Annotated in this window: 17 protein-coding genes; 10 read left to right on the top strand and 7 right to left on the bottom strand. The window is 67.6% G+C overall.

The window, feature by feature from the left end; genetic code table 11:
• Window positions 1-83 precede the first annotated feature (83 nt).
• The 5 genes from carA to AC1HIL_RS21430 all read left to right on the top strand — a co-directional run bounded on the left by carA (window position 84) and on the right by AC1HIL_RS21430 (window position 6,371).
• On the top strand, window positions 84-1,277 hold the full coding sequence (gene carA / locus AC1HIL_RS21450; RefSeq protein ID WP_057591670.1) for a glutamine-hydrolyzing carbamoyl-phosphate synthase small subunit: 1,194 nt from the start codon (window positions 84-86) through the stop codon (window positions 1,275-1,277).
• Entirely contained in the window at window positions 1,270-4,518 is a 3,249-nt protein-coding gene (gene carB / locus AC1HIL_RS21445) for a carbamoyl-phosphate synthase large subunit (RefSeq protein WP_057591671.1), read from the top strand. The genes carA and carB overlap by 8 nt, the downstream gene beginning before the upstream one ends.
• Window positions 4,519-4,526: 8 nt before the next feature.
• Window positions 4,527-5,396, top strand: a complete 870-nt coding sequence (locus AC1HIL_RS21440; RefSeq protein ID WP_057591672.1) for a Kdo hydroxylase KdoO — start codon at window positions 4,527-4,529, stop codon at window positions 5,394-5,396.
• Window positions 5,397-5,460: 64 nt separating this feature from the next.
• Window positions 5,461-5,940: a transcription elongation factor GreA gene (gene greA / locus AC1HIL_RS21435; protein WP_057591673.1), complete on the top strand. Its 480-nt coding sequence runs from the start codon at window positions 5,461-5,463 to the stop codon at window positions 5,938-5,940.
• Between the two features lie 11 nt (window positions 5,941-5,951).
• The gene (locus AC1HIL_RS21430) at window positions 5,952-6,371 is read left to right on the top strand and encodes a DUF4149 domain-containing protein (protein WP_057591674.1); all 420 of its coding nucleotides are present in this window, start codon (window positions 5,952-5,954) and stop codon (window positions 6,369-6,371) included.
• A gap of 14 nt (window positions 6,372-6,385) precedes the next feature.
• On the opposite strand, the gene AC1HIL_RS21425 is transcribed toward AC1HIL_RS21430, so the two are convergent.
• Window positions 6,386-7,105 carry a hypothetical protein gene (locus AC1HIL_RS21425; protein ID WP_057591675.1) on the bottom strand — a complete coding sequence of 240 codons (720 nt, stop codon included), beginning with the start codon at window positions 7,103-7,105 and terminating at the stop codon, window positions 6,386-6,388.
• Between the two features lie 41 nt (window positions 7,106-7,146).
• A complete protein-coding gene (locus tag AC1HIL_RS21420; protein WP_057591676.1) occupies window positions 7,147-7,626 on the bottom strand; it encodes a YhbY family RNA-binding protein in 480 nt (159 codons plus the stop codon).
• 86 nt (window positions 7,627-7,712) lie between these two features.
• Between AC1HIL_RS21420 and AC1HIL_RS21415 the strand changes: the two genes are divergently transcribed.
• The 5 genes from AC1HIL_RS21415 (at window position 7,713) to AC1HIL_RS21395 (ending at window position 13,274) form a co-directional block, all read left to right on the top strand.
• Window positions 7,713-8,375: an RlmE family RNA methyltransferase gene (locus AC1HIL_RS21415; RefSeq protein ID WP_479669963.1), complete on the top strand. Its 663-nt coding sequence runs from the start codon at window positions 7,713-7,715 to the stop codon at window positions 8,373-8,375.
• A gap of 160 nt (window positions 8,376-8,535) precedes the next feature.
• On the top strand, window positions 8,536-10,458 hold the full coding sequence (gene ftsH / locus AC1HIL_RS21410) for an ATP-dependent zinc metalloprotease FtsH (protein ID WP_057591678.1): 1,923 nt from the start codon (window positions 8,536-8,538) through the stop codon (window positions 10,456-10,458).
• Window positions 10,459-10,544: 86 nt separating this feature from the next.
• On the top strand, window positions 10,545-11,381 hold the full coding sequence (gene folP, locus AC1HIL_RS21405) for a dihydropteroate synthase (protein WP_479669962.1): 837 nt from the start codon (window positions 10,545-10,547) through the stop codon (window positions 11,379-11,381).
• A 76-nt stretch (window positions 11,382-11,457) separates the two neighbouring features.
• Complete coding sequence (gene glmM / locus AC1HIL_RS21400; RefSeq protein ID WP_479669961.1) at window positions 11,458-12,795, top strand: phosphoglucosamine mutase; 1,338 nt, start codon at window positions 11,458-11,460, stop codon at window positions 12,793-12,795.
• Window positions 12,792-13,274, top strand: a complete 483-nt coding sequence (locus tag AC1HIL_RS21395) for a GNAT family N-acetyltransferase (RefSeq protein ID WP_479669960.1) — start codon at window positions 12,792-12,794, stop codon at window positions 13,272-13,274. The genes glmM and AC1HIL_RS21395 overlap by 4 nt, the downstream gene beginning before the upstream one ends.
• A 69-nt stretch (window positions 13,275-13,343) precedes the next feature.
• Here the strand turns inward: AC1HIL_RS21395 and AC1HIL_RS21390 are convergent, their stop codons facing one another.
• The 5 genes from AC1HIL_RS21390 to AC1HIL_RS21370 form a co-directional block, all read right to left on the bottom strand.
• A complete protein-coding gene (locus AC1HIL_RS21390; protein WP_057596363.1) occupies window positions 13,344-14,615 on the bottom strand; it encodes an acyl-CoA dehydrogenase family protein in 1,272 nt (423 codons plus the stop codon).
• A gap of 172 nt (window positions 14,616-14,787) precedes the next feature.
• A complete protein-coding gene (locus AC1HIL_RS21385; protein WP_057596364.1) occupies window positions 14,788-15,876 on the bottom strand; it encodes a phosphotransferase in 1,089 nt (362 codons plus the stop codon).
• Between the two features lies 1 nt (window position 15,877).
• Complete coding sequence (locus tag AC1HIL_RS21380; RefSeq protein ID WP_057596365.1) at window positions 15,878-16,597, bottom strand: Crp/Fnr family transcriptional regulator; 720 nt, start codon at window positions 16,595-16,597, stop codon at window positions 15,878-15,880.
• 77 nt (window positions 16,598-16,674) lie between these two features.
• Window positions 16,675-17,454, bottom strand: coding sequence for an oxepin-CoA hydrolase, alternative type (locus AC1HIL_RS21375; RefSeq protein ID WP_057596382.1), 780 nt, complete (start codon window positions 17,452-17,454; stop codon window positions 16,675-16,677).
• A gap of 8 nt (window positions 17,455-17,462) precedes the next feature.
• Window positions 17,463-18,983, bottom strand: coding sequence for a 3-hydroxyacyl-CoA dehydrogenase (locus AC1HIL_RS21370; protein WP_479669959.1), 1,521 nt, complete (start codon window positions 18,981-18,983; stop codon window positions 17,463-17,465).
• Window positions 18,984-19,074: the final 91 nt, after the last annotated feature.

Here is a 19,074-nt window from a genome sequence, read left to right as displayed (position 1 = left end):
TCCACGCCATCTTCCCCTTAAGCAGCAGTCCCAAGGCTTCGAAGCCCGGGACGCCGGGCGACCGTAACCATCCGGAGAACCCAGTGCTTTTGTCTCTCAAGGGAAGTTTCCCGCCCGCCATCCTGGCGCTCGCAGACGGCACGGTCTTTCAAGGCAACTCGATCGGAGCCACCGGCTCCACCGTCGGCGAAGTGGTGTTCAACACCGCGATGACCGGCTACCAGGAAATCCTCACCGACCCGAGCTACTGCCAGCAGATCGTGACGCTCACGTATCCGCACATCGGCAACTACGGCGTCAATCCCGAGGACATCGAGGCCGACAAGATCCATGCCGCGGGCCTCATCATCCGTGACCTGCCGCAGATCGCCTCCAACTTCCGCCATACCGCGACGCTGTCGCAGTACCTGGTGGAGGGCAAGACCGTCGCCATCGCCAACATCGACACCCGCAAGCTGACCCGCCACCTGCGCACGCATGGCGCGCAGAACGGCTGCATCCTGGGACTGGCCGAAGGGGAAGCGGTCACCCAGGCGCTGATCGACAAGGCGATCGCCGCCGCCAAGGCCGCGCCGAGCATGGCCGGCCTCGACCTGGCGAAGGTCGTGTCGGTCAAGCAGACCTACGAGTGGACCGAGACCGAGTGGAAGCTGGGGTCGGGCTATGGCGTGCAGATCACGCCGCGCTTCCACGTCGTGGCCTTCGACTACGGCGTCAAGAAGAACATCCTGCGCATGATCGCCCAGCGCGGCGCGCGCATCACCGTGGTGCCGGCCCAGACGCCCGCGGCCGACGTGCTCAAGCTCAAGCCCGACGGCATCTTCCTGGCCAACGGCCCCGGCGACCCGGAGCCCTGCGACTACGCGATCAGCGCCGTCAAGGAACTGATCGAGACCGGCATCCCGACCTTCGGCATCTGCCTGGGCCATCAGATCATGGCGCTGGCCTCGGGCGCGAAGACCTTCAAGATGAAGTTCGGCCACCATGGCGCGAACCACCCGGTCAAGGACCTCGACAGCGGCCGCGTCAGCATCACGAGCCAGAACCACGGTTTCGCGGTCGACGAGAAGTCGCTGCCGGCGAACCTGCGTCCCACCCACGTGAGCCTGTTCGACAACACGCTGCAGGGCCTGGCGCGCACCGACAAGCCCGCGTTCTGCTTCCAGGGCCACCCCGAAGCCTCGCCCGGCCCGCACGACATCGGCTACCTGTTCGATCGCTTCACGGCACTCATGGAAAAGAACAAGACGGAAAAGACGGAGAAAGAGAATGCCTAAGCGCACAGACCTCAAATCGATCCTCATCATCGGCGCCGGCCCGATCATCATCGGCCAGGCCTGCGAGTTCGACTATTCCGGCGTGCAGGCCTGCAAGGCGCTGCGCGAGGAGGGCTACAAGGTCATCCTGATCAACAGCAATCCCGCGACGATCATGACCGACCCGGCCACGGCCGACGTCACCTACATCGAGCCGATCACCTGGCAGACGGTCGAGAAGATCATCGCCAAGGAGCGTCCCGACGCGATCCTGCCGACCATGGGCGGCCAGACCGCGCTGAACTGCGCGCTCGACCTCTGGCGCAACGGCGTGCTCGACAAGTACCAGGGCGCGGCCACCGGAAAGCCGGTCGAGCTGATCGGCGCCACGCCCGAGGCCATCGACAAGGCCGAGGACCGCCTGAAGTTCAAGGACGCGATGACCAAGATCGGCCTGGGCTCGGCGCGCTCGGGCATCGCGCACTCGATGGACGAGGCCTGGGCGGTGCAGAAGAGCGTGGGCTTCCCGACCGTGATCCGCCCGAGCTTCACGCTCGGCGGCACCGGCGGCGGCATCGCCTACAACTCGGAGGAGTTCGAGACCATCTGCAAGCGCGGCCTCGAGGCCTCGCCGACCAACGAGCTGCTGATCGAGGAATCGCTGCTCGGCTGGAAGGAATACGAGATGGAGGTCGTGCGCGACAAGGCCGACAACTGCATCATCGTCTGCTCGATCGAGAACCTTGACCCGATGGGCGTGCACACCGGCGACTCGATCACCGTGGCGCCCGCGCAGACGCTGTCGGACAAGGAATACCAGATCCTGCGCAACGCCTCGCTGGCCGTGCTGCGCGAGATCGGCGTCGACACCGGCGGCTCGAACGTGCAGTTCTCGATCAACCCGAAGGACGGCCGCATGGTCGTGATCGAGATGAACCCGCGCGTGTCGCGTTCGTCGGCGCTGGCCTCCAAGGCCACCGGCTTCCCGATCGCCAAGGTCGCGGCCAAGCTGGCCGTGGGCTACACGCTCGACGAGCTGCGCAACGAGATCACCGGCGGCGCCACGCCGGCCTCGTTCGAGCCCTCGATCGACTACGTGGTCACCAAGATTCCGCGCTTCGCGTTCGAGAAGTTCCCGCAGGCCGATTCGCGCCTCACCACCCAGATGAAGTCGGTGGGCGAGGTGATGGCCATGGGCCGTACCTTCCAGGAATCGTTCCAGAAGGCGCTGCGCGGCCTCGAGGTCGGCGTCGACGGCATGAACGAGAAGACGCAGGACCGCGAAGTGCTCGAGAAGGAACTCGGCGAGCCCGGCCCCGAGCGCATCTGGTACGTGGGCGATGCCTTCGCCCAGGGCCTGAGCGTGGACGAGGTGTTCGCGCTGACCAAGATCGACCCGTGGTTCCTGGTGCAGATCGAGGAGATCGTGAAGATCGAGCTCGAGCTCGAGACCAAGTCGCTGGCCGACATCGACCGCGACACGCTGCTGGCGCTGAAGAAGAAGGGCTTCTCCGATCGTCGCCTGGCCAAGCAGCTGCGCACCACCGACACCGCGATCCGCGAGAAGCGCCGCGAGCTCGGCGTTCGCCCGGTCTACAAGCGCGTGGACACCTGCGCGGCCGAGTTCTCGACCGACACCGCCTACATGTACTCGACCTATGAGGACGAGTGCGAGGCCGACCCCTCGGACAAGAAGAAGATCATGGTGCTCGGCGGCGGTCCCAACCGCATCGGCCAGGGCATCGAGTTCGACTACTGCTGCGTGCATGCCGCGCTCGCGATGCGGGAGGACGGCTACGAGACCATCATGGTCAACTGCAATCCCGAAACCGTGTCGACCGACTACGACACCTCGGACCGCCTGTACTTCGAGCCGCTGACGCTCGAGGACGTGCTCGAGATCGTCGACAAGGAAAAGCCGGTCGGCGTGATCGTGCAGTACGGCGGCCAGACGCCGCTGAAGCTCGCGCTCGACCTCGAGGCCAACGGCGTGCCGATCATCGGCACCTCGCCCGACATGATCGACGCGGCCGAAGACCGCGAGCGCTTCCAGAAGCTGCTGCACGAACTGCAGCTGCTGCAGCCGCCGAACGCCACCGCGCGCACCGAAGCCGAGGCCCTCGAGAAGGCCGCGGCACTCGGCTATCCGCTGGTGGTGCGCCCGAGCTACGTGCTCGGCGGCCGCGCGATGGAGATCGTGCACGAGCAGCGCGACCTCGAGCGCTACATGCGCGAGGCGGTCAAGGTCAGCAACGATTCGCCGGTGCTGCTCGACCGCTTCCTCAACGACGCCGTCGAATGCGACGTCGACTGTCTGCGCGACGCCGAGGGCCAGACCCTGATCGGCGGCGTGATGGAGCACATCGAGCAGGCCGGCGTGCACTCGGGCGATTCCGCCTGCTCGCTGCCGCCGTACAGCCTGTCGGCCGAGACCGTGGCCGAGCTCAAGCGCCAGAGCGCCGCGATGGCCAAGGCGCTGAACGTGGTCGGCCTGATGAACGTGCAGTTCGCGATCCAGCAGAAGGATGGCAAGGACACGATCTACGTGCTCGAGGTCAATCCGCGCGCCTCGCGCACCGTGCCCTACGTCAGCAAGGCCACCGGCATCCAGCTCGCGAAGGTGGCGGCCCGCTGCATGGCGGGCCAGTCGCTCGCGTCGCAGGGCGTGACGAAGGAAGTGACGCCGCCGTACTTCAGCGTGAAGGAAGCCGTGTTCCCGTTCGTCAAGTTCCCGGGCGTGGACACCATCCTCGGCCCCGAGATGAAGTCGACCGGCGAAGTGATGGGCGTGGGCAAGACCTTCGGCGAGGCCTTCGTGAAGTCGCAGCTCGGCGCCGGCACGCACCTGCCGAAGTCGGGCAAGGCCTTCATCTCGGTGAAGAACAACGACAAGACGCGCGCGGTCGAGGTCGCGCGTGGCCTGGCGCAGCTGGGCTTCGTGCTGATCGCGACCAAGGGCACGGCCGCGGCCATCAACGCCGCGGGCATCGAGTGCGCGACGGTGAACAAGGTGACCGAAGGCCGCCCGCACATCGTGGACATGATCAAGAACAACGAGATCGCGCTGGTCATCAACACGGTCGAGGAGCGCCGCAACGCGATCACCGACTCGCGCCAGATCCGCACCTCGGCGCTGCTGGCGCGCGTGACCACCTTCACCACGATCTTCGGCGCCGAAGCCGCGGTCGAAGGCATGCGCTACATGGACGACCTCGACGTGATCTCGGTGCAGGAGATGCACGCGCAGCTGGCCGCGGCCTGAGCCTCGCGATGGAAACGCAGCTCGTCGAACTGGCGCTGGACGACTGGAGCGCGGCCACGCCCAACGAGGCGTGGATCGCCGCGCTCGAGGCCGGCAAGGTGCTGTACTTCCCGCGGCTGGGCTTCGAGCTGCTGCCGCAGGAACGCGCGCTGCTCACGCCCGCGCTGCTGTCGCCCGACGTGCGCAACATCAGCCTCGACGCCAACGGCAGGCTCAAGGGCGCCGTGGGCGACGAGGCGGTGCAGCAACTCGCGGCCGGCATGGTCGGGCGTTTTCGCGCGCAGGCGCAGCAGCTCATCCATGGGCTGCTGCCGCACTACGTGCCCGCGCTGCGGCTCGCGCCCACCAGCTACCGCCCGGCGCAGGTCGAGACGCGCGTGCAGTCGTGGCGTGCCGACGACCGGCGGCTGCACGTCGACGCCTTTCCCTCGCGGCCCAACTACGGCGAGCGCATCCTGCGCGTGTTCACCAACGTCAATCCCGATGGCGCGCCGCGCGTTTGGCGCGTGGGCGAGCCCTTCGAGGATATCGCGCGCCGCTTCCTGCCGCGCGCCAAGCCCTATGCGCGCTGGCAGGCCAGGCTGCTGCAGGCGCTGCACGTGACCAAGTCCTTCCGCAGCGAGTACGACCACCTGATGCTGCAGCTGCACGACGGCATGAAGTCGGACCTCGACTACCAGAAGACCTCGCCGCAGGAGAACGCCGAGTTCCCGCCCGGCTCGGTCTGGGTGTGCTTCTCCGACCAGACCTCGCACGCGGTGATGGCCGGGCAGTACATGCTCGAACAGACCCTGCACCTGGACGCGGCGAAGCAATACAATCCCGCTTCGAGCCCGCTCGCCATCCTGAGCCGGCTGACCGGACGACCTCTCGTTTGAGAGCCTTCCCCCATCGACCGCCGAACGGCAGCGTTCGGCGGTTTCGCTTTATGGAGAACGATATATGGCGACAACCATCCCCATCACCAAGCGCGGCGCGGAGAAGCTGCGCGACGAACTGCGCCGCCTCAAGACGGTGGAGCGGCCCGCGATCATCAATGCGATCGCCGAGGCACGCGCCCAGGGCGACATCAGCGAAAACGCCGAGTACGAGGTCGCCAAGGATCGCCAGGGCTTCATCGAGGGCCGCATCATCGAGATCGAGGGCAAGCTGTCGGCCGCGCAGGTGATCGACCCGACCGAGCTCGATGCCGGCGGCAAGGTGGTCTTCGCCTCCACGGTCGAACTCGAGGAAGAGGACAGCGGCGATCCGGTCAAGTACCAGATCGTGGGCGAGGACGAGGCCGACCTGAAGCAAGGCCTGATCAACGTGTCGAGCCCGATCGCGCGCGCGCTGATCGGCAAGGAAGAGGGCGACAGCGTCGAGGTGCAGACGCCCGGCGGCCTCAAGCGCTACGAGATCGTGGCGGTCAGCTACCTCTGAACGGCGCTGCGATGAAGGACCGTGTCGCGCTGATGCTGGCCGCCCTCTGGTGGGGCAGCCTCACGACCATCGGCTTTCTCGTCGTGCCGATGCTGTTCGCGCGGCTCGGCAATCCCTCGGTGGCGGGCAACTTCGCGGCGCAATTGTTCGAGGCCCAGAGCTGGATCGCGCTGCTGTGCGGGCTCATCCTGCTGATCCATTTCCGCGCCAAGGCCGACGACGGCATGACGCCGCCGGTGCTGACGGCCCTGTTCCTGGTGCTGGCCGCCATGCTGCTCGCGCTGCTGCAGCAGTACGCCGTGGCGCCGCGCATCGTGGCGCGCGAGAACCTCAAGCTCTGGCACTCGGTGGGCAGCGGGATGTACCTGGTGCAGTGGCTGTGTGCCAGCGTGCTGCTCTGGCGCATGAGCGGCGGCCAGCGGCCGCGCTGAGGCCCGGAAGGACCTTACTCGGTCCAGTGCTCGGCGACCCAGTGCGCCGGGCGGATGTAGCGAAAGCGTCGGTTGCGCCGGCCGGCCAGCGCATCGGGCGGGTTGACCTCGCCGTGGAACACCATGATCCGCGCGTCCCGCGGCACGAACGGCGCCTTCCAGTAGTTGGAGGGCCAGGCGGGGATGCCGTGGTACTTGAAGCTCGGGCACCAGCCGTCGGGCCAGTAGGCCAGCTTGCCCTGCCTGTGCAGCACGTCGGACAGGTAGGTCTGTTCGTTGCGGTACCGCGCCTGCACCTCGTCGAGATGATCGCGGAAGTAGCCGAGGACGTCGGCATGCGCGCCGAGCTCGAAGCGGTAGACCGAGGAGTTGCCGGTGATGCGGCCGCGCCGCCAGAAGCGGTCGTAGTCGCGGATGATCAGGAAGTCGCCCGGGTGTTCGAAGAAGGCATCGAGGCTGCCGACGATCACCACGTCGAGATCGAGGAAGAGGGCGGTGCCGCGCAGGCCGTGCAGGTCGGCCTCGAAGGTCGTCAGCTTCTTCCAGGCGCCGTCGCGCTGGCCCGGCGCCAGGTGCAGGTTCAGCGGCGGGATCGGCAGGCAGGTGACTTCGGGCCGCACGCCCTGGCCGTCGTCGGTCAGGCAGACGAAGCGGAAATCGCCGCTCAGGTGGCGGCGCACCATGGCATAGAGCCGATTGACGTACTCGGGGCCGTACTTGGTGCCCCATTTCATGCAGAGGATATGGCGCGTGGCGCCCTGTGCTGGCGCCAAGCTCAGTCCGCCTGGTTGCGCTTCTTGGCCGACAGCGGCCGCTTGGCCTTGGCGCGCTTGATCGTGCCGCCGGGCGTGAGGCGCTGGTTGCCGAGCACGCGCAGGGTCTTGATCTCGGGGCGCTGGCCGCCGCGCTTGCTGTACTTGACGATCTTGACGTCGCGCGGGCCGGGCATGCGGTCCTCGTCGACGACGCGTTCCTTCACGGGCTTGGGACGCCACAGCACCAGCAGCTTGCCGATGTGCTGGATCGGGGCGGCATCGAGCTCGTCGGCCAGCTCCTGCAGCATCGCTTCGCGCGCGGCGCGGTCGTCGGAGAAGACGCGCACCTTGATGAGGCCGTGGGCCTTGAGGGCCGCATCGGCCTCCTTCTTCACGGCAGGGGTGAGCCCGTCGCCACCGACCATGACGATCGGATCCAGGTGGTGAGCTTCGGCGCGGTGCACCTTGCGCTCGGCAGGGGTAAGTTGAATGGCGGGCATCCCCGTATTATCGGACGTAGAACAGCACCTCCACGAGCCGACCCGCCGGCCCCCGAAGAAACCGGGGCCGGTACCCAGGCCAATCCATGAGCACCAAGGCGAAGCCCAAGAAAGTCAACAAGGCGTGGCTGCACGACCACGTCAACGATCCCTACGTGAAACTGGCCACGAAGGAGGGCTACCGCGCCCGCGCGGCCTACAAGCTCAAGGAAATCGACGAGGCGCTGGGCCTCATCAAGCCCGGCCAGCTGGTGGTCGACCTCGGGTCGGCTCCCGGCGCCTGGAGCCAGTACGTGCGCCGGCGCATGTCGCCGGGCGGGGCCGCCACCGGCGCGCTCGAGGGCACCATCGTCGCGATCGACATCCTGCCGATGGAGCCGATCGAGGACGTGAACTTCCTGCAGGGCGACTTCCGCGAGGACAGGGTGCTGGCCCAGCTCACCGAGGCGCTGGGCGGCCGCAAGGCCGACGTGGTGGTCTCGGACATGGCGCCCAACCTCTCGGGCATCGAGTCGGCCGACGCGGCGCGGATCGCCCACCTGATCGAGCTGGCCATCGATTTCTCGCAGCACCACCTCAAGCCCGAGGGGGCATTGGTGGCCAAGCTGTTCCACGGCAGCGGCTACGACCAGCTCGTGAAGCTCTTCAAGGCCCATTTCCGCATCGTGAAGCCGTTCAAGCCCAAGGCCTCGCGCGACCGCTCGGCCGAGACCTTCATGGTCGGGATCGGCCTGAAAACCGGCGTCTGATACGCGTTGATACCGAAAACCGCCCAAACCCTTGTCAGGCTATGGCTGCTTTAGGGAAATCCGAGCTTTTCGCAGCTTGAAAAGCCTAAAATGGGGCGCAACTGCGTACCCAAGCGCGTATTTTCATCTTCCCGTCACGCGCTTTCGACTGGAGCTTCGTTTGAACAATCAGTGGTTTTCCAAAGTTGCCGTCTGGCTTGTCATCGCGATGGTGTTGTTCACTGTGTTCAAGCAGTTCGACACCCGCGGCGCCGCCGGCGCAGGCAATATCGGTTATTCGGACTTCCTCGAGGAAGTCCGCGGCAACCGCATCAAGAGCGCCACGATCCAGGAAGGCCAGGGCGGCAGCGAGATCGTCGCGATCACCAACGACGACCGCAAGATCCGCACGACGGCCACCTACCTCGACCGCGGCCTGGTCGGCGACCTGATCGCCAACAACGTCAAGTTCGACGTCAAGCCGCGCGAGGAGGGCTCCCTGCTCATGACCCTGCTGGTCAGCTGGGGCCCGATGCTGCTGCTGATCGGCGTGTGGGTCTACTTCATGCGACAGATGCAGGGCGGCGGCAAGGGCGGTGCCTTCAGCTTCGGCAAGAGCAAGGCGCGCATGATGGACGAGAACAACAACACCGTCACCTTCGCCGACGTCGCGGGCTGCGACGAGGCCAAGGAAGAGGTGCGCGAAGTCGTCGACTTCCTCAAGGACCCGCAGCGCTTCCAGAAGCTCGGCGGCCGCATTCCGCGCGGCCTGCTGCTGGTCGGCCCGCCCGGCACCGGCAAGACCCTGCTGGCCAAGTCGATCGCCGGCGAAGCCAAGGTCCCGTTCTTCTCGATCTCGGGTTCCGACTTCGTCGAAATGTTCGTCGGCGTGGGCGCGGCCCGCGTGCGCGACATGTTCGAGAACGCCAAGAAGAACGCCCCCTGCATCATCTTCATCGACGAAATCGACGCGGTGGGCCGCCAGCGCGGTGCCGGCCTCGGCGGCGGCAACGACGAGCGCGAGCAGACCCTCAACCAGATGCTGGTCGAGATGGACGGCTTCGAGACCAACCTCGGCGTGATCGTGGTGGCTGCCACCAACCGCCCCGACATCCTGGACGCGGCCCTGCTGCGCCCCGGCCGCTTCGACCGCCAGGTCTACGTGACGCTGCCCGACATCCGCGGCCGCGAACAGATCCTCGGCGTGCACATGCGCAAGGTCCCGCTGGGCCAGGACGTGAACCCGAGCGTGATCGCGCGCGGCACGCCCGGCATGTCGGGTGCCGATCTGGCCAACCTGTGCAACGAAGCCGCCCTGATGGCCGCCCGCCGCAATGCGCGCGTGGTCGAGATGCAGGACTTCGAGAAGGCCAAGGACAAGATCTTCATGGGCCCCGAGCGCAAGAGCATGGTCATGCCCGAGGAAGAGCGCCGCAACACGGCCTACCACGAGTCCGGCCACGCCCTCATCGGCAAGCTGCTGCCCAAGTGCGACCCGGTCCACAAGGTCACGATCATTCCGCGCGGCCGCGCCCTCGGCGTGACCATGAGCCTGCCGGCGCAGGACCGCTACAGCTACGACCGCGAGTACATGCTGAACCAGATCAGCATGCTGTTCGGCGGCCGCATCGCCGAGGAAGTGTTCATGCACCAGATGACCACCGGCGCGAGCAACGACTTCGAACGTGCCACCAACCTGGCGCGCGACATGGTCATGAAGTACGGCATGAGCGATGCGCTCGGCCCGATGGTCTATGCCGAGAACGAAGGCGAAGTGTTCCTGGGCCGCTCGGTCACCAAGACCACCAACATGAGCGAGCAGACCATGGAAAAGGTCGACTCCGAAGTGCGCCGCATCATCGACGACCAGTACGCGCTGGCGCGTCGCCTGATCGAAGAGAACAGCGACAAGATGCACGCCATGGCCAAGGCCTTGCTCGAATGGGAAACCATCGACTCCGAGCAGCTCGACGACATCATGGCCGGCAAGGAGCCGCGCCCGCCCAAGGACTGGACGCCGCGCACGCCCCCCTCGGGCAGCAACGGTGGCGGCAACGGCGGCACGCCGGCCGTGAATCCAGAACCTTCGCCGACCGCCGCCTGAGAAGTGCGTCTGGCATCAAACAGCAACGGGGCCTCAGGCCCCGTTTTCCATGTTCGGGCCGTCACCGCCGCATGACGACGCTCCCCATGTCTTCCTGGCAGACCTCCCGCTTCACGATCGACCTCACGCAGCCGCGCGTGATGGGCATCGTGAACGTCACGCCCGACTCCTTCTCCGACGGCGGCGCCCATGCCTCCACCGCGGCCGCGCTGCGCCACTGCGAGCAACTGCTGGAGGAGGGGGCCGACATCCTCGACATCGGCGGCGAATCCACCCGGCCCGGCAGTCCCGCCGTGCCGCTCGAGGCCGAACTGGCGCGCGTGTTGCCGGTGGTGCGCGAAGCGGTGCGCCTGAACGTCCCGCTCTCCATCGACACCTACAAGCCCGAGGTCATGCGCGCGGTGCTCGACCTCGGCGCGGACATCGTCAACGACATCTGGGCGCTGCGCCAGCCCGGCGCGCGCGAGGCGGTCGCCGCGCATCCCTCGTGCGGCATCTGCCTGATGCACATGCACCGCGATCCGCAGACCATGCAGGCCGCGCCGATGGACGGCGAGGTCGTGCCGCAGGTGCTGGACTTCTGGCGCGCGCAGCTCGATGCCCTGGGCGCGCTCGGTATCGCGCCCGAACGCATCGCGCTCGATCCCGGCATCGGCTTCGGCAAGACCGTGGCGCAGAATTTCGCGCTGCTCGCCCGGCAGCGCGAGCTGATCGGCGCGGGCCATCCGCTGCTTTTGGGCTGGTCGCGCAAGTCCTCGATCGGCGCCGTCACCGGCATCGAGCAGGCCGCGCAGCGCATGGTGCCCAGCGTGGCCGCCGCCGTGCTCGCAGTCGATCATGGTGCTGCCATCGTGCGCGTGCACGATGTGCGCGACACGGTCGCCGCGCTCGCGGTCTGGCGCGCGATGAAGGCCGCCGCATAGCCATCGGATCGCCACGGCAGCCGGGCCAGCTTTCTCCAGAAATATTCCTTCAAACATCCAAAGAAAAGACAAGAACATGACTCGCAAGTACTTCGGCACCGATGGCATCCGTGGCACCGTCGGCCGTTCGCCGATCACCGCCGACTTCGTGTTGCGCCTCGCGCATGCGGTGGGGCGCGTGCTCAAGAAGACCGAGGCCCGGCCCACCGTGCTGATCGGCAAGGACACCCGCATCTCGGGCTACATGCTCGAGTCGGCGCTCGAATCGGGCTTCAACTCGGCCGGCGTCGACGTGGTGCTGCTCGGTCCGCTGCCGACCCCGGGCGTGGCCTACCTCACGCGCGCGCAGCGCGCCAGCCTCGGCGTGGTGATCAGCGCGAGCCACAACGCCTATCCCGACAACGGCATCAAGTTCTTCAGCGCGCAGGGCACCAAACTCAGCGACGAGTGGGAACTCGCGGTGGAAGCCGCGCTCGAGGAAGACCCGGTCTGGGCCGAGTCGGCCGGCCTGGGCAAGGCGCGCCGCCTCAACGACGCGGCCGGCCGCTACATCGAGTTCTGCAAGAGCACCTTCTCCAACGACCTCACCTTGCGCGGCCTGAAGCTGGTGGTCGACGCGGCCCACGGCGCGGCCTACCAGGTGGCGCCCGACGTGTTCCACGAGCTGGGTGCCGAGGTGCAGAGCATCGGCTGCACGCCCGACGGCCTCAACATCAACGACGGTTTCGGTGCCACGCACCCCGAAGCCCTGATCGCCGCCGTGACGGCCCAGAAGGCCGACTACGGCATCGCGCTCGACGGCGACGCCGACCGGCTGCAACTGGTGGACGCCAGCGGCCGCCTCTTCAACGGCGACGAGCTGCTCTACCTGATGGTGGCCGAGCGCATCGCGCGCGGCAGCAAGCCGGCCGGCGTCGTCGGCACGCTGATGACCAACAAGGCGGTCGAGGTGGCGCTGCGTGGACAGGGCATCGAGTTCGTGCGTGCCAAGGTCGGCGACCGCTACGTGCTCGAGGAACTCGAGAAGCACGGCTGGCTGCTGGGCGGCGAGGGCTCGGGCCACCTGCTGGCGCTCGACTGCCACACCACCGGCGACGGCATCGTGAGCGCGCTGCAGGTGCTGCAGGCCTGCGTGCGCAGCGGCAAGAGCGTGGCGCAGTTGCTCGAGGGCGTGACGCTGTTCCCGCAGGCGCTGATCAACGTGCGCCTTTCGCCCGGCCAGAACTGGAAGGACAACGCGGCGCTGGCCAGCGAAACGAAGCGCATCGAGGCCGAGCTCGGCGACGCCGGCCGCGTGCTGATCCGTGCCAGCGGCACCGAGCCGCTGCTGCGCGTGATGGTCGAGGCGCGCGATGCACAGGTGGCCGAAGCCAGCGCCAGGCGCCTCGTGGCCACGGTGGAAGGTGCGAAGTGACGATCGAGGTCGTGCTCGCCGACTATCGCGACTCCGCGCAGGCCGCGGCGCTGGTCGAACTGCTCGATGGCTATGCGCGCGATCCGGCCGGTGGTGGCACGCCCCTGAGCGCGCAGGTGCGTGCCGAACTGCCGGCCGCGCTCGCGGCCCGTCCCCAGGCCTTCAGCGTGCTCGCCTACGACGACGGCCAACCAGTTGGACTGATCAACTGCGTCGAAGGCTTCTCGACCTTCGCCTGCCGCCCGCTGGTGAACGTGCACGACGTGGTCGTGGCGCCCAGCCACCGCGGCCAGCGGCTCGCGCAGCGTATGCTCGAAAAGGTGGAGCAGGAGGCCCGCGCACGCGGTGCCTGCAAGCTCACGCTCGAGGTGCTGTCGGGCAACGTGTCCGCGCGCAAGGCCTACGAGCGCGAAGGTTTCGCCGACTACCAGCTCGACCCGGCCTTCGGCAGCGCGATGTTCATGCAGAAGAAGCTCTGAACCTTCATCGCCGGCGGAAGAAGAAAAGGGCGCGAAGATCGCGCCCTTTTCTTTTGGGAAAGCGCTCGCTCAGAAGCGCGTGACCGGCATCTCGGCCTCGGCCTTGCCCGGTGCGTACTTGCCCAGCTCCCACTTGGCGATCGCGTTGCGGTGCACTTCGTCCGGACCGTCGGCGAAGCGCAGCGTGCGCGCGCCGGCATAGGCGTAGGCGAGCGGGAAGTCGTCGCACATGCCGCCGCCGCCATGCACCTGCATGGCCCAGTCGATCACCTGGCAGGCCATCGAAGGCGCCACCACCTTGATCATCGCGATCTCGTTCTTCGCGACCTTGTTGCCGGCGACGTCCATGAGCCAGGCGGCCTTGAGCGTGAGCAGGCGGGCCATGTCGATCTTGCAGCGCGCCTCGGCGATGCGTTCCTGCGTCACGGTCTGCGAAGCCACGGTCTTGCCGAAGGCCACGCGCGACGAGGCGCGACGGCACATCAGCTCGAGCGCGCGCTCGGCCAGGCCGATCAGGCGCATGCAGTGGTGGATGCGTCCCGGGCCGAGGCGGCCCTGGGCGATCTCGAAGCCGCGGCCTTCGCCGAGCAGGATGTTGTCGACCGGCACGCGCACGTTCTCGAAGTACATCTCGACGTGGCCGTGCGGCGCGTCGTCGTAACCCATCACGTTGAGCGGGCGCACGATGCGGATGCCCTTGGCGTCGGCCGGCACGATCACCATGCTCTGCTGCGAGTGCTTGGGCGCCTCGGGATCGCTCTTGCCCATGGTGATGAACACGGCGCAGCGCGGATCGGCGGCGCCCGAGATCCACCACTTGTGGCCGTTGATGACGTACTCGTCGCCTTCGCGCGTGATGCGCGTCGAGATGTTGGTCGCGTCGCTCGAGGCCACGTCGGGCTCGGTCATCGCGAAGGCCGAGCGGATCTGGCCTTCGAGCAGCGGCTTGAGCCAGCGTGCCTTGATGGCCTCGGAACCGTAGCGCGCGATGGTTTCCATGTTGCCGGTGTCGGGCGCGGAGCAGTTGAAGGCTTCCGAAGCCCATGGCACACGGCCCATGATCTCGGCCAGCGGCGCGTATTCCTGGTTGGTGAGGCCGGCGCCGTCATAGCCCGAGGCGGCCGCGCTGTCGACCGGCAGGAACAGGTTCCACAGGCCCTGGGCCTTGGCCTTGTCCTTGAGCTTCTCGACCGTCTTGAGCGCGGTCCAGCGCTTGCCGGCCGCCGTGTTGGCCGCGAGCTCGGCGGCGTATTCGGCTTCGGCGGGATAGATGTGCTCGTCCATGAACGCGCTGACGCGTTTCTGGAGGTCTTTGGTCTTGGCCGAGTATTCGAAATCCATGGGGGTCTCCGTTGGGGGTGAAGGGCGGGCGGCTCGGGTGGTGCCTAGCCGCCGGTACGGCCGTGTGCGCACAGGGTGCGTTGTGCGTTTCGTGAGCGCACGAGCGGGCCGGGCCTCCCCCGCGAGGGGCGGCGGATCACATGCCGGAGGGCGACGTGAAAAGCCGGGAGGCTCATGCTCGCTGCGCGAATTGCCAGGCCATTTCGGCCATGGGACGGGCACCGCGGCCCGAGGCCACGGCTTGCTCGCTCGATGCGGTGCCGGCCTCGACCCGCTTGGCAATGCCTTGCAGGATCGCGGCCATGCGGAACAGGTTGTAGGCCTGGTAGAAATTCCAGTCGGGCGCCAGCGCCTCGGGCGTGGTGAGGCCGGTGCGCTCGCAGTACTTGCGGATGTATTCGCTCTCGGTCGGGATGCCCAGGCTCGCGTGGTCGAGGCCCGCGATGCCGCGGAAGGTCGCGCCGGAGATGTGCCAGGACATGCAGTGGTAGCTGAAGTCGGCCAGCGGATGGCCCAGCGTCGACAGCTCCCAGTCGAGCACCGCGATCGCGCGCGGCTCGGTGGCGTGGAACATCAGGTTGTCGAGCCGGAAGTCGCCGTGCACGATCGAGGTCATGTTCTCGTCGCGCGCGCTCGCGGGCATGTGCGCCGGCAGCCACTCCATGAGCTTGTCCATCTCGGGAATGGGCTGTGTGATCGAGGCCACGTACTGCTTGCTCCAGCGGCCGATCTGGCGCTCGAAGTAGTTGCCGGGCTTGCCGTAGTCGGCGAGGCCGCGCTCGGCGTACTTCACCGTGTGCAGCGCCGCGATCACGCGGTTCATTTCGTCGTAGATGGCGCTGCGCTCGGCATTGCTCATGTTCGGCAGCGACTGGTCCCAGAGCACGCGGCCCTGCATGAACTCCATCACGTAGAAGGCGCGGCCGATCACGGCCTCGTCCTCGCACAGGCAGTGCATGCGCGGCACGGGCACGTCGGTGCCGGCCAGGCCGCTCATCACCTTGAACTCGCGCTCCACCGCATGCGCGGAGGGCAGCAGCTTGGCGACCGGGCCGGGCTTGGCGCGCATCACGTAGCTCTGCGTGGGCGTGACCAGCTTGTAGGTCGGGTTGGACTGGCCGCCCTTGAACATCTCGACCGTGAGCGGACCCTTGAAGCCCTCGAGGTTCTTCTCGAGCCAGGCCGACAGCGCGTCGACGTCGAAGGCGTGCTGCTGCGACACCGCGCGGGTGCCGACGAAGTTCGAAAAATCCTGGCTCATGCTATCGATCCGATTCCGAGACGCGCATCAATGCCGCGCGATCGAGCACCACCAGTCCGGCCGGCTCGATGCGGATGATGTCCTCGCGTTCCATGGTCTTGAGTTCCTGATTCACGCGCTGGCGCGAGGCGCCCAGCAGCTGCGCGAGTTCTTCCTGCGCCAGCTGCAGGCCGATGCGCATCTGGCTGCCGTCGTCCAGGTTGGGCACGCCGTAGCTGCGCACCAGGTGGATGAGCTGCTTGGCCAGCCGCGCGCGCAGCGGCAATGTGTTGAGGTCTTCCACCAGCCCGAACAGCGTGCGGATGCGCCGTGCCTGCAGGCGCATCAGCGCCTCGTAGAGCTCGACGTGCGCGGCCAGGATCTTCTGGAAGTCGGCGCGCGCCACGCACAGGATGGTGCTGTCGCCATGCGCATAGGCATCGTGCGTGCGCCGGTCCCCGTCGAACATCGCCACGTCGCCGAACCAGATGCCCGGCTCCACGTAGGTCAGCGTCACCTGCTTGCCCGAGACGGCCGTGGAGCTCACGCGCACCGCGCCCTTGGCACAGGCGATCCAGTGCTCGGGCGGATCGCCGCGCGCGGCGATCAGGTCGCCGTCCTTGTACCGTCTGACGAATGCGCATCGGAGGATGTCGTGCCTGAGCGAAGGGGAGAGGGAAGAAAACCAGCGACCGCTGTTGATCGCTTCACGTTCTTCGATGGTAAGAATGGGGTCGTCCATGGTCTGTCCTGTCGGCGACTGAAAGGCGTAGGGTTGTCACGGGAGCGACGCGAGGCGCCGCTGCCCGTCACGCGTACTCACTCGTACTGGGGCTTCTTCTTCTCGAGGAAAGCGGCGATGCCGATGCCGGCATTGGCGTGGTGCAGGTTGCGCACGAAGTGGTCGCGCTCCTGGCTCAGCTGCGACGAGAGCGTGGCGCCGCGGCCTTCGCTCAGCAGCTCCTTGATGCTCGCGAGCGAGTTGGGCGCGCGCTCGTTGAGCTTGGCGGCCAGCGCGAGCGCACCGGCCAGGGCCTGGCCCGGATCGCTCAGCGTGTTCACCAGGCCCAGCGCATGCAGCCGCTCGGCGCCGATGCGCTCGCCGTTCATCAGCCATTCGCTCGCGAGCTGGCGCGGCAGCATCTGCGCGAGATGCCAGCTCAGTCCGCCGTCGGGCGACAGCGCGACGTTGCTGTACGAGGCGGCGAACACCGCGTCGCGCGCGGCCACCACGAAGTCGCAGGCCAGCGCGAGCGAGAAGCCCGCGCCCGCGGCCGGGCCCTCGACGGCCGCGATCACCGGCTTCGGAAAGGTGCGGATCGAGTCGATCCAGTTGTGCAACCCCTCGATGCTCTCGGCCTGCACCGAGCGCTCGCGCTGCCGGTTGGCCTGCAGCCGCTGCAGCGAGCCGCCGGCGCAGAACCACGGGCCTTCGCCCACGATGACCACGCTGCGGATCTCGCTGCTGTTCTCGGCGCCGTTGAGCGCCTCGATGCCGGCGGCATAGATCTCGGGGCCGAGCGCGTTGCGCTGGCTGGGATTGGCGATCGTCAGCACCATGGTGCGACCTTCGCTCGTGCTCTTGAGTTCGGCGGTCATGTCGCGGCTCACTCTTCCTCGTGCAGCAGGCTCAGGCCCAGCGCGCCGCGGCGGCGCAGCCACGGGCTCGGGCGATAGCGCGGATCGCCGTAGACGGTCTGCATGTTGAACAGCACCTCGAGCATGTTGGTCGGACCGTAGAGGTTGCCCATGGCCAGCGGGCCGCGCGGATAGCCGAGGCCCAGCTGCACCGCGGTCTCGAGGTCGCCCGGCGTGCACACGCGCTGCTGGCACATGTCGGCCGCGATGTTGACGATGGTGCCGATCACGCGCTGCGTGACGAAGCCGCCGCTGTCGCGGATCACGCTCACGGCCTTGCCGTCGCGCGCGAAGAGGGCGTGGGCTGCGTCGCGCATGTCGCGCCGCGTGGCGGGGTTGGTGGCGAGCACGCGGCGCTTGCTGGCCGCGTCGTCGATCAGCATGTCGATGCCGACCGTGCGCGTGGCATCGAGGCGGTCGACGGCCGCGACGGTGGTGACGTCGAAGCCCAGCGGCGCGACCAGGATCAGCGATTGCGGCGAGGCCGTGGCACCGCTGTCGATCTGCGCGCCCAGCGTGTTGACCAGGCGCAGCAGCTCGGCGCGGCGCGCGGCGCGTGGCGAGACCCACACGGCGGGCAGGGTGTCGAGCTTCGGCGCCGGTGCCTCGGGCGCCTGCTGCATGGCGCCGTCCTCGTAGCGGTAGAAGCCTTCGCCGGTCTTGCGGCCCAGCGCGCCGGCCGCGAGGCGCTGCGCGGTGATCACGCTCGGACGGTAGCGCGGCTCGTCGTAGTACTGGCGGTAGATCGATTCCATCACCGGATGCGACACGTCGAGCGCGGTCAGGTCCAGCAGCTCGAAGGGGCCGAGGCGAAAGCCCGCCTGCTCGCGCAGGATGCGGTCGACGGTCACGAAGTCGGTCACGCCTTCGCCCACGATGCGCAGTGCCTCGGTGCCGTAGCCGCGGCCGGCGTGGTTGACGATGAAGCCGGGCGTGTCCTGCGCCTGCACCGCGCTGTGGCCCATCTGCGCGGCATAGCCCGCGAGCCGGGTGCAGACCTCGGGCGCTGTCTTGAAGCCGGCCACCACCTCGACCACCTTCATCAGCGGCACCGGGTTGAAGAAATGGAAGCCCGCGAAGCGCTCGGGGTGCTTGAGGCCGGCCGCGATCGCGGTCACCGAGAGCGAGGAAGTGTTGGTGGCCAGCGTCGCATCGGGCGCGACGATGGCTTCGAGCTCGGCGAACAGCTTGCGCTTGACCTCGAGGTTCTCGACCACGGCCTCGATCACGAGGTCGCAGCCGGCCAGCGCCTGCGCCGACTCGGCGATCTTCACGCGCGCGATCTGGGCATCGCGCGTGGCCTCGTCGATGCGGCCCTTCTCGTGCAGCTTGTTCCATTGGGCGATGATGGCATCGCGCCCGCGCGCCGCGGCGCCCTCGAAGCTGTCGAGCAGCAGCACCTCGCTGCCGGCCTGGGCCGCGATCTGGGCGATGCCGCGCCCCATGGCACCGGCGCCGACGACGCCGATCCGGGTGTAGTTCACTGTCATGTGTGGCTGGGGTTTTTCAAAGGTTGAGAGGTATCGGGCGGGCCGTCCGCGCGCGTGCGCACGCCGTCCGCTGCAGCAGCGATTTTGCAGT

It is taken from the genome of Variovorax sp. ISS6 (assembly GCF_056523145.1).
This window is presented reverse-complemented; position numbering and strand designations above follow the sequence as displayed.

Bases quoted from the DNA above. Each gene is read 5' to 3' on its own strand.
- carB (WP_057591671.1), top strand. From the start codon at position 1,270: ATGCCTAAGCGCACAGACCTCAAATCGATCCTCATCATCGGCGCCGGC.
- AC1HIL_RS21440 (WP_057591672.1), top strand. From the start codon at position 4,527: ATGGAAACGCAGCTCGTCGAACTGGCGCTGGACGACTGGAGCGCGGCC.
- greA (WP_057591673.1), top strand. From the start codon at position 5,461: ATGGCGACAACCATCCCCATCACCAAGCGCGGCGCGGAGAAGCTGCGC.
- AC1HIL_RS21430 (WP_057591674.1), top strand. From the start codon at position 5,952: ATGAAGGACCGTGTCGCGCTGATGCTGGCCGCCCTCTGGTGGGGCAGC.
- AC1HIL_RS21425 (WP_057591675.1), bottom strand. From the start codon at position 7,105: ATGAAATGGGGCACCAAGTACGGCCCCGAGTACGTCAATCGGCTCTAT.
- AC1HIL_RS21420 (WP_057591676.1), bottom strand. From the start codon at position 7,626: ATGCCCGCCATTCAACTTACCCCTGCCGAGCGCAAGGTGCACCGCGCC.
- AC1HIL_RS21415 (WP_479669963.1), top strand. From the start codon at position 7,713: ATGAGCACCAAGGCGAAGCCCAAGAAAGTCAACAAGGCGTGGCTGCAC.
- folP (WP_479669962.1), top strand. From the start codon at position 10,545: ATGTCTTCCTGGCAGACCTCCCGCTTCACGATCGACCTCACGCAGCCG.
- glmM (WP_479669961.1), top strand. From the start codon at position 11,458: ATGACTCGCAAGTACTTCGGCACCGATGGCATCCGTGGCACCGTCGGC.
- AC1HIL_RS21390 (WP_057596363.1), bottom strand. From the start codon at position 14,615: ATGGATTTCGAATACTCGGCCAAGACCAAAGACCTCCAGAAACGCGTC.
- AC1HIL_RS21385 (WP_057596364.1), bottom strand. From the start codon at position 15,876: ATGAGCCAGGATTTTTCGAACTTCGTCGGCACCCGCGCGGTGTCGCAG.
- AC1HIL_RS21380 (WP_057596365.1), bottom strand. From the start codon at position 16,597: ATGGACGACCCCATTCTTACCATCGAAGAACGTGAAGCGATCAACAGC.
- AC1HIL_RS21375 (WP_057596382.1), bottom strand. From the start codon at position 17,454: ATGACCGCCGAACTCAAGAGCACGAGCGAAGGTCGCACCATGGTGCTG.
- AC1HIL_RS21370 (WP_479669959.1), bottom strand. From the start codon at position 18,983: ATGACAGTGAACTACACCCGGATCGGCGTCGTCGGCGCCGGTGCCATG.